Raw genomic sequence first — 15,436 nt, 5'->3', positions numbered from 1 at the left:
ATAAAGATTCGGCTTTCCCTATTGCCAGTCGATTCAATTTTCTGCTTTGCTTGGTCTAGATATAAGAACCGCCATGAACGACACTGCGCTGCCCGCAAAAGACGAACTAGGCGAACTCATGCAGTTCGTAGATGAGCATCCTGAACTGTCCGAGGATGACTTACTAGATGAGCTTGAAAAGCGTTTTTCCAAAGAAGCGATCGCTGCATTCACCGCCGCATTCACAGGCACAACGCCCGAATAAGTAATCCAATAATTCAACCCTTTCACCCCACCGGATCGCACAGATCCGGTGGGGTTCGCTTTAACTATGCAAAAATCGACCGACGCAGAAGTAGAACAACGAGTGCAGGCGGTGTACATGCTGCTGCTTAGGCGTGAATCGACCCAAAATATCGTGCATTATTGCGCCCATACCTGGGGGGTGCAGGAGAGGCAGGCTAAGGAATATCTCAAACGCGCCCGTGAACTGATGCGAGAGGAAGCCACTGCCGAGCGGGAGGATGCGATCGCGGAGCATATTGCCCTGCGAAAAGACCTATTCAATAAGGCGTACAAGGATCAGAAGTGGGCGATCGCGTTTCAAATCGCACAAGATGAAGCGAAGCTGCGCGGCTTGTATTTCAATTTAGAAGATCATGTGAGGATGGCGATCGCTGCGGGGTATCGCGTCGTTGCGCCCGGTTCTCCAGAGGATGCGGCGATCTCTGCTGAGGCGGATGCAGGGATGGAGTGTGAGGTTGAAATCGGAGAAGCGACACCACCCAGCTAAAAACACCAAAAACCCCGTTCTATGGGGATTTCAGGACGTGCCAAAAGATTGAAGGCACCAAAAGATTGATAAGGCACCCCAATGTTTTCCCCCAAGCTGCAAGCAAAGATAGTGCAGCCGCAGAGAGTATTGAGTGCCAAATTAAAACTAGACTTGCATCACCGCCAGATAGAGGTGTACCAGTCGCCGCATAAGTTTCGGGTGCTGTGCTGTGGCAGACGCTTTGGCAAAAGTCAGCTTGGCAAAACCGAAATTATTAAACGGGCGCTGACCTATCAGGGTGCCTACGATCGCATCTCTCCCCCTGTCGTGTTGGTTGGAATGCCCAACCTGCCGATGGCTAAAAGAGTATTTTTTCGCCCCTTGTGCAATTTGCTCCGAAACCATCCATTGGTAGAGCAGATCAATAAATCGGAGTGCATCATCCATCTGAAGGGCGATCGCCCGGACATTGTGTTCCTGGGGCTAAACGATGGGTTTGGCGATCGCGTCCGGGGTTTGCGGATATGGGGGTTTGTTGGCGATGAAATTCAAGCGGTGACGCGGGGCATTTTGGATGAGGTGATCATGCCTGCGATGGCAGATACGCCTGGAAGTTGGGCGCTATTGGCTGGCACTCCCAAGGGCACTCAAAATCACTTATACGACCTGACCCAACGCGCCAACTCGTTTACAGATTGGGCATTTTTTCACTACTTCACGAGTGATAACCCCTTCGTTAGCCGTGATGAAATTGCCAGAGCCAAGGCAACGCTCGACCCGCGCATTTATCGCCAAGAATATGAGGCAAGCTTTGAATCGCCGCCAGGTCAGGTCTATACCTGCCTCAACTCAGGCAAGCTGATTAGCGAAATCCCCCGGTTTGTGGCGACATACATGGGGATTGACTTTGGGGATATTCACCCCGCGATCGTCGTGGCGGGGATGACGGAGGAAAAACGCTATGCGGTAGTAGATTCGTGGCACAACACCAGCGGAATGCCGATGATTAGCGATGAGTTCTGTGGCAAGGCGGTAGAGCTTGCGAAACGCTGGAATGTGCATCGCGCCTTTTGCGATCCATCACGCCCTGCTGCAATCATGGAATTACGCAGGGCTGGCAAACACCACGACGCGCCGGGATTGGAACGGGCAGTTAGAGGGTTTAACCGGGTGAACGAGGGATGCCAGGTGGTGAATAATTTGTTTTTTGGCGATCGCCTGTGGCTGCACGATTCCCAACGTGATTTTTATGATGAGTTGCTGGCGTATCATCGGAAGACAGATGAGGCGGGAACGGTGATGGACGCGATCGAGGATGGACAAGTGGATCACCGATCGGACGGATTACGATATCTATGTGCTTCATTGGAAGTGAAGCACGATTTGAGTACAGGAAAAGCAGCATGACCGAACCTTTAAGCCACGCTGTCGTTAGATTCAGGCATTTATCCCCACTAGATCTTGATGCCTGTCGCAGCGCATTGGCTAGCCCCCGCTTCTGCGGTTACCAGTACAGAAGCAATCGAGAAGGCACGAGCAACACGTTCACCCTGGAAGTGGTGACAGATCGCGCCTCTGAGCGCCGGGAAGTTCTCGCGCTGCTGGCTACTATCGTGAATGGCATAGCAGGGGTTGAGGTGGAGCATATTCAGGAAAATCAAGATCCTGAATATCCGCGTGGGTTTTCGCCTCAGCAATTTGAGGAGATGCGACAGGCTCTCACCCCTGGGCGATTTCAGGAAGAATATCAAGTTCTGTTTGAAGCCCCTAACCATGAAACAGATACTCATCAAGTAGACGCTTTGGTGTACGCTATTAACTCCATGCAGCCCATGAGTACGTCGCAACGCCCGACTGAGCGTAGGCTGGCAATATTGGCAAGTTCGCATCAAGAAGCAATGCTGTGGTGTAGGCAAGAAGGAATATCGCATTCTCGCGTGAGCTTTTTAATCCATCCTGATGATGTTCGAGGAATGGGCGATCGCTCCCATGAACTGATCCGGGTCGGAAGCTGGCGATTTTCTCCATTGGTGCAAATTTCTGGGTGGATTGATCTGCTTCGCATTGCCTTTCCAGATTGGGAAAATAGCATGGAGTTTTCCTTGGATGGGGCACCCGCAAACCAAATCACCCTCTTGGCTGGCACTTATGAGTGGCAAGGAGCGATCTCCTTTGGTGGATTAAGCGCACCCAAGAACGGTTCAGATGCAGCGCCCAAACTTCGCAGTTGCTTAACCTGTGCTTACTTTATGAATGGATACAAGCCAGGTGAGTTGTCTATCTGCAATGCATTCCACGCGATCGCAGCTACTTACACTGCAAACTCTTTAGAAAACGATTGCCCTGACTGGGAAAAGCGCTAACGCCGCCTAAACCGAATCCTGCACTGGCAATTGGCACGACACACACACTCTGACCCGATCGCCACAATCCCCTCAACAGGCACAAACCCACCCGTGGCATGATCCGGGCAATTCTTGCAGGTCGTGTAGCTTCCACTCAACTGTCGCCAACCTTCCCAGCCGCCCTCTGCAATCTTCACCATCAGTTCCACACGGGAAAAACTGAGCTTGATGGCGGTGGCATAGTTGCTGGCGCGATGCAGGAATTTGAGGCGGTGTTCGGTGGCGACGTTGGGCAGGTTACCCGTGTCTTCTCTCAGCTTGGCAAGGTGCCCATATTCTTCAGTGATCAGCCCATCCACTATCCAGCGGATTTCGGGGGTGAGTTTGTCTTCCCCACCTGCGGCGATCGCTGCCATTTGATAATGCTGCTCACGAATCGCGGTTTTCATTTCCTGCTGCCACTGGTCTAAGTTTGCGCCTTCCAGGTAGGGGCGGGACAGGGCGCGAATTTTGGCTTTACTTTGGGCGGTCAGGGTTTCGAGTTCCGACCTGACATCCCGTTCGGTGGCGACTTTGCCATCAGGCTTAAGGTATCGGTGTCTGCGGGGATTGTACGCGATAGGTGGCATGGTGAGGGGTGAAAGCGCTTTCACCCCTAGGTTTCGTCCTACCCCAGCGCTGCTAGGCATTGCGCCTTGGTGAATCGCGCCGCCCCTTTGATGCCAGCCTCAGTGCAGCGTTTCCGCAATTCTCGGATGGTGCCCGGTGTGGGCGCGTCCTCCTCTACCCGTGTTTGGGCGCTAGTGGAGATCGTGAGGGCAGCGGGGCGGATGGGTTCAGGGGCTGGCGTAGGGGCGGGAGCGGGTGTTTTGGGCGTTTCCCCAACGGTTGGGGTTTTGGTTTCAGGGGTCGGGGGCGCGGGTTCTGCAATTGCCTCGACTGGCTGAACCTGCGGTGTGGGTTTTTTCCAGATTTGATGGAGGATGCCAGCGATGGAGTAGGCGATCGCGGTGTAGAGGACTCCAGTAGCAGCAATGGTCAAAATGTCTTGAGTAATTGAGTAGGTCATTTCGAGTTTCTCCGATTAGTGAATCGCCCGTGAAGTGTTGGGCTTTGACTCCCCTCTGCATTTATCCAGGCTTGGGACTGGGATCGATTCGTCGCTGCGATCGCTGCATTAAAGTTTTCAAAAAGATTGCGTGAAGTTTGTGTGAGGCGGGGCGTTGCGCCCCGATCCCCAGCGATCCCCGTCACAGCAGCCCGTCATCCCGTAGCCTCGCTTCCGCGATTTGCGCCTCCAGGCTTGCCATCGTCATCGCCTCAGCCAGCGCCTCTTTGCGCTCCTGGGCGTGTGCCACCGTCGCCTTCAAGCTCTTCGTCAAACTCGCCATTTTTTTGCCCTCGTTCGTTTCCATGAATCAAATATAGTCCGTGTACACACACTAAAACATCCGTGTACACACTGAACTTTTTCCGTGAGTACATGGGTTAGTATGGAGTTATTGAATCCGGTTTTGATTATGCCTAGCAGTGATACTCAGTTTCAGGGCAAAGGGGCAGGAACCAAGCATGGTGAGTCTCCAATTTCTATTCGCTTCTCGTCTAAGGTTCGAGCAGCACTCAAAGATATGCCAAACGCTCAAGATTACGTGCGACAAGCAGTTGAAGAGAAGCTGTGGGTGGATAGTTTGCCGTCTGTGGCGATCGAGTTAAAATCTCAGCTACCCAAAGAGTCTAGCTGCGATGAACGGGTGAAGGAGGCGATCTCCTATCTTGTGCCCAGAATTGCGATCCGCGATCGAGCAGCTTCAATTCGGGCATTCAAAAAGTTGGTCACAAGGCTTGCTGAATCTGCCTTGTGACAGTTACTACGAAAAAGTCCACTCTGACTCATTGCCTATAGAGCAATTAGTCAAAGCCCCCAAAAACCGCTCAAGCCTTTTGCCTGTATAGGTTTGAGCGGTTTTGAATTTTAAGGATTTTGGACTAGCGCCCCAACGAGAGAATCGGGGTTTGAAGGAGGCGTGTTACATCGTGTGACATGAAAATCCGTCCAACTTTAGTCCAGGGTTGTAGTACGTTGCCTGTTAGTCCAGATTCGAGTGTGCCAGTTGGGGATGATCGGACAAAAGCAAAGGATGAACGCGTTGATTTATCTAAGCGCAGCTTTTTCGCCCCTTTGCCCAATGGATTATCCAGAAACTCTGACACTGAAAATTCTTGAGAGTCAGCATCCGACTTACACCGAAGTTGCGCCCACGCTGATGAAGATTGACGATCTGTGTGCCGGGGGCAATCGGATTGAGCGGAAGAAGGCGGCTTACCTCAAGTCACGCCCAGGGGAAGATCCTGAGCTTTATAAAATCCGACTTGAACGATTTACCTATACGAATTGCTTAGGCGGGGCGATCGCCCAACAGGTGAGCAAGCTGGCAAGCGGGGCGCTGACGCTATCGGGGCTGCCGGATAAGGATAAGTTTTGGAACACGTTTCGAGAAAACACGGGCGGACGGCGGGATGAAAAAACGCTGATCAGTGACCTATTCCGCACCCTGCTTAAGTTTGGCTGTGGCTATTTGCACGTTGAAAAACCTTATAGCGAGGTCAAACCCGCTACCAAACAGCAAGAAGAGTATTTGGGCTTATCTCCTTATGTATGCCTCTACACGCCGTTGGAGATAACAAACTGGGGAGAAGATAGCCAAGAAAATGAGGTGGAATGGCTGAAAATTAGGCAGCTAACCGCTCAAACTGACCCGCTCAAACCTGCGCTGACTCAGGCGTGTTGGACATTTGTAGACGAAACTCATGTGGCGAAATATCAGGCGATTGTCAAACTGGGAAAGAATGGGGCGATCGCTGAAATCCTCAATGAGCAGGGTGAATCGGTTGATTCGGGGGAGGTTGCCAAAGTCTCTCGCACTCGGTTCATTCCTCATGGCGTGGGCAGGTTGCCGATAGTTCGGGTGCAGTTGCCTCAAGATTTGTGGGTGACTGATCAAGTTTATTTGAAGGCGTTGGAACACCTCAACCTGGAAAACTCGCGCTATGACACGGCGCTGATGGCGGGATACGTTCAGAGAACCTGGGTTCCGCACACCACACCAGACAATGATCTTGATAATACGTTTGTGGATGATGAGGAACTGAAAACCGGGAATCAGTATGTGATTAAGGGCAGTTTCGGGTTTTCCGAGGCGGCGGGTTCATCGGTTAGAACGGTGTCTGATTTATTAGAAGAAATCAGAAATTATGTGCAGGACGCGATCGGATCTGCCAGGGCATCATCCACTAAAGGGGCGGTAGAGCAGTCGGGTATCAGCAAAAAAATGAACTTTGTGATAGCCGAATTGCTGCTGAGAGCCTATGGTCAGATTCTCTGCGCTGCTTATCAAGATTTGCTGCAATTGGTGGGCGCGGTGGCAGGGCGATCGCCCAAGGAAGTAGAAGGCTACTCAGTTAGCGGTCTTGACTCTTTTGATGTGGATTCGCTGGAAACGGCGATGGCGATCGCGGTGGAACTTCAGAATGTGGCTGAATTCATTCCCCCCACAGCGTTGAAACTGTTCTATCAGCAGTTGGCAAGTTTGCTGGTGAAAAATGCCAGTGCCGAGCAGCAAGAGCAGATCAATGGGGAACTTGAGGCGATTTTTACCCGACTGCCAGAAGTTTAGGACAAGCTCAATAAATAGAACAGAGCGCTTTTAACGAAAAGTTGGTCATGACAAGTAGTACAGATTGCGATCGCCCCCTTCTGTTTTGGGCGATCGCTTTTTCAATGCCAACCGTGAGGCACAAACCGGACAAACCAACCGCAACGGATGCTGCGGATATCCATACAGGAATTTTCAATCATGGACGAAGAGCAGGTAAAGGCGCTGATTGCAGCATCTCTAGAGGATCACGGCAAATCACTTCTCACTCAAATCGATCAGAAAAATGCTGGCTTAGCTGCATCCATTACTCGTGATGTTAAAAAAACTCTCGACTCGATTCAGCCTGCCAAAGAAGATCCAAAAACTGACGATGAACCCCCCGCAAAGTCCACTGAGGAAGGAAAATTAACCCTTAAGGCATTGCAGGCTCAATTGAGTGAGCAAACTAAGCTGATTTCTGCTCTTAAAGAAGATGGCGATCGCAAGGACAGAGAAACTTTAGCCGCCAGCCGTAATGCTGCCCTGGCAAGCACGATCGCGGGTGCCAAAACCCTCAACCCTTCGTTACTCGAAAAAGTATTGCGCCTGGAATATGGCGACAATCTCAAATCTGAGAATGGGGGCTGGTTTGTGGCTCAAGGCGATAAAGTCCTGACCTTAAACGATGCGGTCTCTTCCTACCTCCAAACCGATGAGGGAAAAGCATTTTTGCCGCCCTCAGGTACACAGGGCGCGGGTTCTGTCGAGTCCAAAACACCCCCCCCAGCAGTCACCGAAAAAAGCGGGTCTACCGATGCGCTGATGGCTGCGTTCTAAATTTTTACCCTACAACACACCCAAACCTATAGCCCATGAGTACCCTAACCCCGTTAGAAGCCCTTTCCCTGTTGATTGAAGAAGAAATCGAAAAGGTCGAATTCCGCCCTTACGTATTGCTATCCAACCTCCAAAAAGAGGATGAATACCAATCTCAAATCCAGTGGGACGTAACCGTTGGCGGCGGCGTGGCTTCGGGTCGTGCGACCACTGCGGACGCTTCCACTAATGCCACCGATGAAACCAAGCAAGCGGTTCTAGCTATTGGCGATCGCGTCTTGGGTCATGGCTTCTCTGTTCTGCGTACCAAGATCGTTGAAGCGAAACGCACTGCACCTCGCGCCCTCCGCTCTCTGTTTGCCACTCACATTGAACGGGCGTTTGAAATCATCTTGCCTAGCCTGAACCAAGTGCTTTACACAGGCACGGGGAACGCCGCGTCTCATGGGGTTTTCGGCCTGGATAACGTGGCGACTAACGTGGCTTATGCTGGCATCCCCGCCGCAACTTACAGCGAGTGGAGTGCAACAGTTCAGGCGAACGCTGGCATCCCCCGTGCGCTAACTAAAAAGCTGATGGACGATCTAGATACTGCGATCAAACGTCGTGGCGGGATGTATACCCACATCTACACCACGCCTGAAATGGTCAAAAAGTATGAAGATCTGTTTAATACAGAGCGCAGCTTGACCGTGAACCAGGTCAACGGAATTGCCGACATTGGTTTTTCTGGTCACGCCTATCGTCGCACCCCCATCATTGAAGATGTCGCTTGCCCCAACAACACGATCTATTTTTTGGATCTATCTAAGTTGAAGGTGAAAACCTACAGCCTGGGCGATTCTCGCGTCATGACCAACCAGGAAGGCAAAATCGTGGGCGCGATGGCTAACCCTGAGAAAACGATGGGCTTGAACTTCTTGGTGGCTGAATTGCCTTCCAACAACCCCCACGCGCTGAAGATGGAAATCTCGCTTCAGCCTCAGCTACAAGTTCGCCAGCCTAAGTGCATGGCAGTTCTCAAAGACATCATCCAAGCGTAAATTCAAGCGTAGATTAAATGCCCAACTTTACCCAGCCCCAGCAAGATAAGCTGCGGGTCGTGCTTGGCTATGGCTCCCTTGCCAATATTTTGACGACGGAGTTAGAGGAAGCGCGATCGCAAGCGGTCATCGACCATGCCCTGGAATTGCTAGACGATTTAACCCGTCCTGCCAATGAGGTGCTGGGGGATTCGGGTGGCATTGATGCCAAGCTGAAAGCAGCGCAAAGTGACTCGATGGCTCAAACGGTGGGGAACCTGCGTTTGAGCTACGGACAGCACGTTGCTCACCTTAAAGGCGAGGGGTCAAGAACCTTGAAGGAGTTGGCACATTTACTGGGCATCCCTTTGCAATACAACAAATATTGCGGTGGCGGTCGATCCATTTCGCAAGTGAGCTACTGGTAAATGGGCGCAACTGTTCGGGTTTCGATGAAGCGGATATCGGGTCCACTATTCGCACCCAATCTCACCGCACGGGCGATCGCCGCTGCCAAAAAAGAAACCCTCGACTATGGGCAGGCGATCATCCAGGTGAAAACGCCTGTAGACACAGGGCTGCTTCAAGCTTGGTGGGAAACGGACAAAATCAACACCATCTTTAACGAGATTCCCTACTCTATATATGTAGAGGAAGGAACCAGCAAGATGGAAGGGCGGTTTATGGCTCAGCGATCGCTCGATGAAATTGGCAGCTACTTCTCAGATCGAATCTCTAAAGAAATTGATAAGGCACTTAAATGACGACAGCAACTCCCAAACCCAAACCCGAAGCCCCAAAGCCGGACGATTCTAGTGGAGTTGGCAACTCCGTCAAACAACAGATTTTTGTCGCAGTCGTGGCTGCTCTAGCTGCCAAGGGAACGCCTGCTGATGAAGCGGCTGCTCTGGCGAATGAGTACGCGATCGCGGCTGTGAAGGTGTTTGATAGCCCATGACAGAAATCATTGCAACGGATGGAAGCTGGCTTGACGCTTTTGTGACCGCCGCCGTAATAACGTTTGTATTTTGTTACTGCCTTAGCGCAAGACGGTAATTCGCTGCTATCAAAGTATTCTCCTAAATCCCCAACGGTTGGGGAACTTGAGGCAAAACTATGTTTATGGCTATTCTTTCCACCTTGATCATTGCCTTGGCAGTGCTAGAAAACGACTTGCTGATGGATGCGATCGCTGAACGCATTCGGGGCGAGAAAGACTAATGGCGTTGATTCAGCGGATGACGGCGCTCCGGGCTAGGCTCAATGCGATCCCAGTTCGTTTGGGAGTCCCGACCTTCAATAATCTCCTAGTTCGTCATGTCGAGCTAGATGATGATCTGCTCGAAACTCATACCGATGAGGTGTTTGAGGCGGTCAAGGTGGTAACAGTCTCGCCCAAATATGTGGGGATGAATATTGGCGGTGGCAACAACAGCATCATCATTGCCCAGAACGACTTTAAGGCAGAAGTGCCACGGGAATACAGCCGCGATTTTCTTGAAAAAGATGTGCTGTTTTACGTGATCAATCCCTCAATGGCAGATGGGGAAGTGCTTTATAACCCTGTGACTCAAGAACCCGCCAGTGGAATTTTCTGCAAACTGCTGACGATTGACGACAAGGAAGACACGATCTGGACGCTGATTTTGCGGGGATACCGCGATCGCCCAGACGACACGATTGGCAACAACGAAATCTCTTACTAATCCCGCAATATGAGCATCAAACTCCTACGAGACGGCATTCGTGCTTGGCTGGGCAGTATGGTGCGAATTGACGTGTGGGATTTAGACGCACCTCGAAATGTGCCCACGGTGATTGCTGGGGTTCGCTACCCTGCCAATGCAGCGGTGGAGATCCCGGTCAAAGATTTTGGGCTGATGATGGCGGAGGGCTACACCGAAGGCGAGGGGCGCTTTACCTATGGGCTGCTTTACCGTTTCAGCGGGAAAGCGGCAAAACATCAACTGCCTGTGTCATCGGTGGAAAACTTGATTTGCTTTTTATCGGAGTACGCGATCGCTAACCCTGCGGCGCTCTGGGATGGAATTTTACACATTGAAGTGGATAATGTTGCCAGCCCGGTGAGCATCAATCGGGTGGAAGGGGAGGATCAGGACTGGCTGATTGTCGGGCGGCTGGAAATGAAGATTAAGTTTGTTGCCAGTGCCGCCGACCTTGAACCCGGTCAGTTCACGGGCTTTGATGTGTTGCAGCCTGCGACATTAACAGAAACCACACCGCCCATTGAAATCAACGAAATTCGCACCGGGCTATATCGGGCAACGTTCCCACTTAACCCTGATGATCCATCTACTTACATCAAAGACCAGGAAATTAAGATTGATATTTTAGGAGATTAGATTTTGGAATTTTTAATAATCGCCTTACTCCTAGGCATTTAGTAGCTCCTGGGTTTGCCAATAATTCAGAGTTGAAAGATATTGCCGAAAAGCTTAGATCAGAGCTTAATAGCTTGGTTCGACCTGACGATGACTGGAATAAGCCAGAAGACTTGAAACCATTGAACATACAATCTCCGCCAGACTGGAATGATTACAACGAATATTTACTTGAAGGCGGCAAGCTTGAGTACTCGGAGTGGAGGCTTCAAAGATTAGCAGCGCTGACTCAGATCCCTGAAAATATTTTGAATAAAACGCATGAAAACTCAAACGAGATACCTCGTCGCAATCGCCTTGACTTGCTTGTTCCCTCTGAACTTGCTGTGTGGCAAGCCAAGCAAACCGTAGAAGAATCGGGCTGTCATCCATTGCTAACCGAGGCAGTTATCTTGCTGGCGCAGGCTCAAGATAAGGTTTCAGACTATGTTGACCAAATCAAAACAAATGAACAAAATTCATCTGAAAGGGATTCCTTGTAAGTCAGGCTCTCGATGGTCTAGCAGTGTTCTTTCAAGTACAACAAACGCAGCAAAAGTCACCTGCCTGCTTTGCAAAAAGCAGATTGTTAAAAAAGTAGAGACTGAAGTGTTTCAACCGTCAAGCATTCAACAGCCCTCAATGCGAACTGATCTTGATGAGTATGTGTTCAACTCGTTTGTTGAACGGTGGTGCGAGGAATGAAGCGTACCGTCTCTATTCCCGTCAACTTACCCCGTGAAAGGTTTCTGCCTTTGATGGGGTTTTGTGCTGACATCTTTAATCAGCACGTTGATTGGGCGTTGAAGGAACGGACGTGGAACAAAAACAAAGCTCACAAAGCCTTGTATGCTGACCTCAGAGCACAATACCCCAACGTACCATCAGCATTGGTGCAAACGATTCGGGATAACGCAATGGAGGCAGTTAAGGCGACTAAGTTCAAGAGGCATCCGAAGAAGAAGCCGACATCAGGATTAAGGTACGACAAACGCACCATGACACTGAGAGGTCATCAATTAACCCTTTCGTGCATCGGCAAGCGTGAAAAGCTCATCCTGAATGTGCCAGAACACTTTAAGGAAATATTTGAAACCTGGGAGTTTTGCGCGGCTACGCTGACCTACTCAAAGCAAAGTAAGCAGTTTTGGGTGAGGTTGGTGTTTGAAGCTGAAACGCCTGAAGTTCAAAACGATAACGCTCAAGGAATTGACCGAGGGTTGTACCATCTGGCAACAACCTCGGACGGTCAGTTCTTTAGCTCCAACAAAGTTCGTGCTACCCAAAGACGGTATTTGTACAATCGGCGTAAGTTGCAGCAAAAAAGCACTCGAAGCGCAAAGCGTCGTCTACGGGCGATGTCAGGCAGAGAGAAGCGGTTCATGCGAGACGTTAACCATTGTGCAACCAAGAAGCTTGCTAGGCAGTCTGATTACACAGTTTTCGTGTTAGAGGATTTGTCAGGCATTCGCACTCAGCGACGGGGTAAAAAGCTCAATAAGTGGCTCTCTAGTTGGAGCTTCTATCAGTTTGAGCAATTCCTTTCCTATAAAGCTGAGGCGCTTGGGAAACGTGTTGTTTTTGTGGATGCTCGATACACCAGCCAGAAATGTTCTCGGTGTGGGCATCGCAGTAGTGCGAACCGCAAGAAATCTCGATTCCGTTGTGGCTCTTGCGGCTATACGGCACACGCAGACATCAATGCTGCGGTGAATGTGCGAGATAACTACATTCTTTCCCTTGCTCAAATTGAGACGGGGGAACAGGGGTCAGTCAATGCTCCTCATGGTTCGGGGACTCTCGGTTCCCAGAGCCAAGCCGCATCCCCTTGTGGGTGCGGTTAGTTGACGAGGGTTCTTTCACGATGCGATCTTGATTTAGCTCGGACAAATTCTAAAGAATAAAGCCTCAATCTCTACCCTTCACCCCGCCTCAAAAGCGGGGTTTTTTATTGGAAACCCCACTATGGTTAATACTCTCAATTCCAACATTGTTCTTGCTCCGGGCACTTACGTTTTCGCGCAGGAACAAGGTTTTCTCCCTGTAGAACTTGCCCCCTTCAATGCCACATACCTCATTGGAACCGCACCCCTAGGGGAATACAATGCCCCTACTCAGGTGATCAGCGCTGAAGATTTTACCAACCAATTTGGTAGCAGTTCCAGCCTCCAAATGGTGAAGCTGTACTTTATCAACAATCCCAATGGCGTGCTGTTTTTCGTCAATGCGCGATCGCCCCAAGTACACGAAATCACCATCACTAGCCCAGTAGAAGGCGATTACAGCCTTACGATCGCGGGAACCACGGTCACCGTTGCTTATGCCGATGCCACACCCAGCAACCCTGAAATCGCGGTGGCGCTGGTGAATGCGATTAATGCCAACAATGCCATTAATGCCACCGTGTTTGCCTACGATGCATCGGTCGGTGACAACAAGCTACGGATTCGGGGGCGATCTGCAGAAACTGCGACCTTTACGGTGACGGGTGCGACGGCTCCAGTCGGTTCAACCATGACGATCGGTGCTGATTTGGCTGAAAACGTGAGCCACTTGGATGCAGTCTGGGCGTGTGAAAATGCCTTTGATGACGAGATGGTGCAAGGGTTTCTCTGCGCTCCTGAGTTTTTCGCCACATTGACTAATCAGAGCGATCGCACGTCTGTTGCAGTCGCCATGGAAAATTTAGCCTCCAAAGAAGGTTTTGACTGGATGGCGTTTATTGATTCAGGTCCATTCGAGACGATTAACACTCACGCGAAAGCCGTGACCGAAGGGCAGCTATACACCAGCCCTAGAGGGCACATTGCTTATTTCTTCCCCTATGTCGTGGATTTAGAGGATTCTGTGATTCCGCCATCGATGGCGATCGCGGGTCTGGCAATCCGTCGCTATCGCAATGAGGGGTTCCAAGAGCCACCTGCGGGTGCAAAATTTCCGGTGAAGGGCGTGAAGGATGTGGCGTACAAAGTCACGAAAGCTCATCAAGAAATTGGCAACCCGCTGGGTATCAATGCGATTCGCAATCTGCCGAATAAAGGCATCGTGGCGTGGGGTTCTCGCACTCGCAGCAGCAGCCCGTATTACAGATTCGTGAATACTCGGATCATTCTCAACATCTTGTCAGGGACGCTGAAACACGCTTTTGATACGTTGATTTTTAGCGCGATCGATGGGCAAGGGATTCTGTTCACTCGGATTGCTGAGACGATAAACCAAATTTGTTACCGCCTGTGGATTGGCAATGCGTTGTATGGGCAGCGCCCCACAGATGCATTTCACACAGAGGTTTCAACCCGCAATAATCCTGCACTGGATTTGGAAGCTGGCATCGTGAGGGCGGATCTGTGGGTGGTGCCCGTGCCCACGATGGAGCGCTTGTTTATCAACGTGATCCGCACTCCGATCGGGCAAATTCAAACTGTCGTTCAACAAGCATTTGCTAACCGATAAGGACATCAACAAGGTGTAGACCCCTAGCTCAGTAGTCACCCCACGCGATCGCCTCCCACGGCGATCGCTTTTTATTTACCCCAAAAAACCCATGCCAACAACTTTAAAACCGCTCTCCCAGAGCGATTATCTGGTCACTATCTCCGATGTCCAGGGCTATTTTACGAAATGCAGTGGATTAGAGGAAAAATTTGAATCCACCGAGTATTCAGATGGCATCTCCAAGCGGATGAAGAAAATTCGCGGGATGTCGCAAATTGATGACCTCAAACTAGAAAAGCCCTTTGATCCGGTTTTTGATGACGCTCTGTTGACGCTTTGCCAAGAGTATTGCGACCTCGAAACCGAGATTACCGTTACCATTCAGCCGATCAAACGCTGTGGCGAAATCAGACAGTATGGCAATAAAAAGCTGACCTTGTTGGGCTGTCGGATCATCCTACTCAAAGGCTTTGAAGTCGATGCCAAAGGCAAAGATGTTTCGATGCTGGAGATCCACTTGAGCGTTGATGATTGGCAGTGGGCTTAAACTCATGCCTAAATCTGCACGGATCACCATTGGACTCGCGATCGCCCTTCTAGGCGTAGGCGAAATATCTGGAGCCGTGATGGGGCTATCCCAAAACCCGCTCACCTGGCTTGCCTTTGCGATGGGCGGCGGCGTGAGCCTATTGATTATCTGGTATGGGCTAGCGATCGCGGCTGGAGTGGACTGGGAATAGATTAAAACGCTGAATCGCGGTTTCTCCTGACAGATCAACACTCTGGAGAAAAACCGATGAACTGGCGTTTAGCTCTATCTTTATTGGCTCTGATCATTGGGATTGCTGGCTTTTGGGTGCAATGGCATCAGGCTGAGCCGCAAAAGCAGTTGATTCCAGTTGAGGTGATCACCGCAGCGCGTGACGGGATACCCGATCGCAGAATTGGCGGTGGAACCCGGTAGGACAAAACCAAAAGTTAGATGTGGCGGTGTGCGACAGATCGCCGCATCTTTCCTGTCGCACTG

At 50.7% G+C, this 15,436-nt stretch carries 22 protein-coding genes; 19 read left to right on the top strand and 3 right to left on the bottom strand.

All coding sequences use genetic code 11. The annotated features are described in order from the left end of the window. Positions 1-73: 73 nt before the first annotated feature. The 4 genes from AC1S5B_RS16500 to AC1S5B_RS16485 all read left to right on the top strand — a co-directional run bounded on the left by AC1S5B_RS16500 (position 74) and on the right by AC1S5B_RS16485 (position 3,117). Entirely contained in the window at positions 74-244 is a 171-nt protein-coding gene (locus AC1S5B_RS16500; RefSeq protein ID WP_482036799.1) for a hypothetical protein, read from the top strand. 66 nt (positions 245-310) lie between these two features. Continuing rightward, positions 311-772, top strand: a complete 462-nt coding sequence (locus tag AC1S5B_RS16495) for a hypothetical protein (RefSeq protein ID WP_482036798.1) — start codon at positions 311-313, stop codon at positions 770-772. A gap of 81 nt (positions 773-853) precedes the next feature. Next, positions 854-2,161, top strand: a complete 1,308-nt coding sequence (locus AC1S5B_RS16490; RefSeq protein WP_482036797.1) for a hypothetical protein — start codon at positions 854-856, stop codon at positions 2,159-2,161. Further along, complete coding sequence (locus tag AC1S5B_RS16485) at positions 2,158-3,117, top strand: hypothetical protein (protein ID WP_482036796.1); 960 nt, start codon at positions 2,158-2,160, stop codon at positions 3,115-3,117. Before AC1S5B_RS16490 ends, AC1S5B_RS16485 begins: the two co-directional genes overlap by 4 nt. On the opposite strand, the gene AC1S5B_RS16480 is transcribed toward AC1S5B_RS16485, so the two are convergent. From AC1S5B_RS16480 to AC1S5B_RS16470, 3 genes are all read right to left on the bottom strand, one after another. Further along, complete coding sequence (locus tag AC1S5B_RS16480) at positions 3,114-3,788, bottom strand: hypothetical protein (RefSeq protein WP_482036795.1); 675 nt, start codon at positions 3,786-3,788, stop codon at positions 3,114-3,116. The genes AC1S5B_RS16485 and AC1S5B_RS16480 overlap by 4 nt on opposite strands. After that, positions 3,767-4,168 carry a hypothetical protein gene (locus AC1S5B_RS16475; protein ID WP_482036794.1) on the bottom strand — a complete coding sequence of 134 codons (402 nt, stop codon included), beginning with the start codon at positions 4,166-4,168 and terminating at the stop codon, positions 3,767-3,769. Before AC1S5B_RS16475 ends, AC1S5B_RS16480 begins: the two co-directional genes overlap by 22 nt. Positions 4,169-4,349: 181 nt before the next feature. Beyond that, positions 4,350-4,514, bottom strand: a complete 165-nt coding sequence (locus AC1S5B_RS16470; RefSeq protein ID WP_482036793.1) for a hypothetical protein — start codon at positions 4,512-4,514, stop codon at positions 4,350-4,352. 60 nt (positions 4,515-4,574) lie between these two features. On the opposite strand from AC1S5B_RS16470, the gene AC1S5B_RS16465 reads away from it, so the two are divergent. From AC1S5B_RS16465 to AC1S5B_RS16395, 15 genes are all read left to right on the top strand, one after another. Then, on the top strand, positions 4,575-4,961 hold the full coding sequence (locus AC1S5B_RS16465) for a hypothetical protein (RefSeq protein ID WP_482036792.1): 387 nt from the start codon (positions 4,575-4,577) through the stop codon (positions 4,959-4,961). Between the two features lie 324 nt (positions 4,962-5,285). After that, entirely contained in the window at positions 5,286-6,773 is a 1,488-nt protein-coding gene (locus AC1S5B_RS16460; RefSeq protein ID WP_482036791.1) for a hypothetical protein, read from the top strand. Positions 6,774-6,953: 180 nt separating this feature from the next. Next, positions 6,954-7,571 carry a hypothetical protein gene (locus AC1S5B_RS16455; RefSeq protein WP_482036790.1) on the top strand — a complete coding sequence of 206 codons (618 nt, stop codon included), beginning with the start codon at positions 6,954-6,956 and terminating at the stop codon, positions 7,569-7,571. A gap of 35 nt (positions 7,572-7,606) precedes the next feature. Beyond that, the gene (locus tag AC1S5B_RS16450; protein WP_482036789.1) at positions 7,607-8,614 is read left to right on the top strand and encodes a phage major capsid protein; all 1,008 of its coding nucleotides are present in this window, start codon (positions 7,607-7,609) and stop codon (positions 8,612-8,614) included. 17 nt (positions 8,615-8,631) lie between these two features. After that, positions 8,632-9,021: a hypothetical protein gene (locus tag AC1S5B_RS16445; protein ID WP_482036788.1), complete on the top strand. Its 390-nt coding sequence runs from the start codon at positions 8,632-8,634 to the stop codon at positions 9,019-9,021. Beyond that, a complete protein-coding gene (locus tag AC1S5B_RS16440) occupies positions 9,022-9,357 on the top strand; it encodes a hypothetical protein (RefSeq protein ID WP_482036787.1) in 336 nt (111 codons plus the stop codon). Continuing rightward, complete coding sequence (locus tag AC1S5B_RS16435) at positions 9,354-9,551, top strand: hypothetical protein (protein ID WP_482036786.1); 198 nt, start codon at positions 9,354-9,356, stop codon at positions 9,549-9,551. The genes AC1S5B_RS16440 and AC1S5B_RS16435 overlap by 4 nt, the downstream gene beginning before the upstream one ends. Positions 9,552-9,813: 262 nt before the next feature. After that, positions 9,814-10,299, top strand: a complete 486-nt coding sequence (locus AC1S5B_RS16430; protein ID WP_482036785.1) for a hypothetical protein — start codon at positions 9,814-9,816, stop codon at positions 10,297-10,299. 9 nt (positions 10,300-10,308) lie between these two features. After that, a complete protein-coding gene (locus tag AC1S5B_RS16425) occupies positions 10,309-10,956 on the top strand; it encodes a hypothetical protein (protein WP_482036784.1) in 648 nt (215 codons plus the stop codon). Between the two features lie 71 nt (positions 10,957-11,027). After that, complete coding sequence (locus AC1S5B_RS16420; protein ID WP_482036783.1) at positions 11,028-11,477, top strand: hypothetical protein; 450 nt, start codon at positions 11,028-11,030, stop codon at positions 11,475-11,477. A gap of 198 nt (positions 11,478-11,675) precedes the next feature. Next, positions 11,676-12,818, top strand: coding sequence for an RNA-guided endonuclease InsQ/TnpB family protein (locus AC1S5B_RS16415; protein ID WP_482036782.1), 1,143 nt, complete (start codon positions 11,676-11,678; stop codon positions 12,816-12,818). A gap of 121 nt (positions 12,819-12,939) precedes the next feature. Then, entirely contained in the window at positions 12,940-14,427 is a 1,488-nt protein-coding gene (locus AC1S5B_RS16410; protein WP_482036781.1) for a hypothetical protein, read from the top strand. A gap of 91 nt (positions 14,428-14,518) precedes the next feature. Further along, on the top strand, positions 14,519-14,956 hold the full coding sequence (locus AC1S5B_RS16405) for a hypothetical protein (RefSeq protein ID WP_482036780.1): 438 nt from the start codon (positions 14,519-14,521) through the stop codon (positions 14,954-14,956). 4 nt (positions 14,957-14,960) lie between these two features. Further along, the gene (locus tag AC1S5B_RS16400; RefSeq protein WP_482036779.1) at positions 14,961-15,149 is read left to right on the top strand and encodes a hypothetical protein; all 189 of its coding nucleotides are present in this window, start codon (positions 14,961-14,963) and stop codon (positions 15,147-15,149) included. 56 nt (positions 15,150-15,205) lie between these two features. Then, positions 15,206-15,373 (top strand): hypothetical protein, encoded by a 168-nt coding sequence (locus tag AC1S5B_RS16395; RefSeq protein WP_482036778.1) that lies wholly within the window; start codon positions 15,206-15,208, stop codon positions 15,371-15,373. Positions 15,374-15,436 lie beyond the last annotated feature (63 nt).

This window comes from Leptolyngbya sp. CALU 1928 (assembly GCF_056784215.1).
The sequence above is the reverse complement of the archived record's forward strand: the minus strand, read 5'-3'. Positions and strand labels throughout refer to the sequence as shown.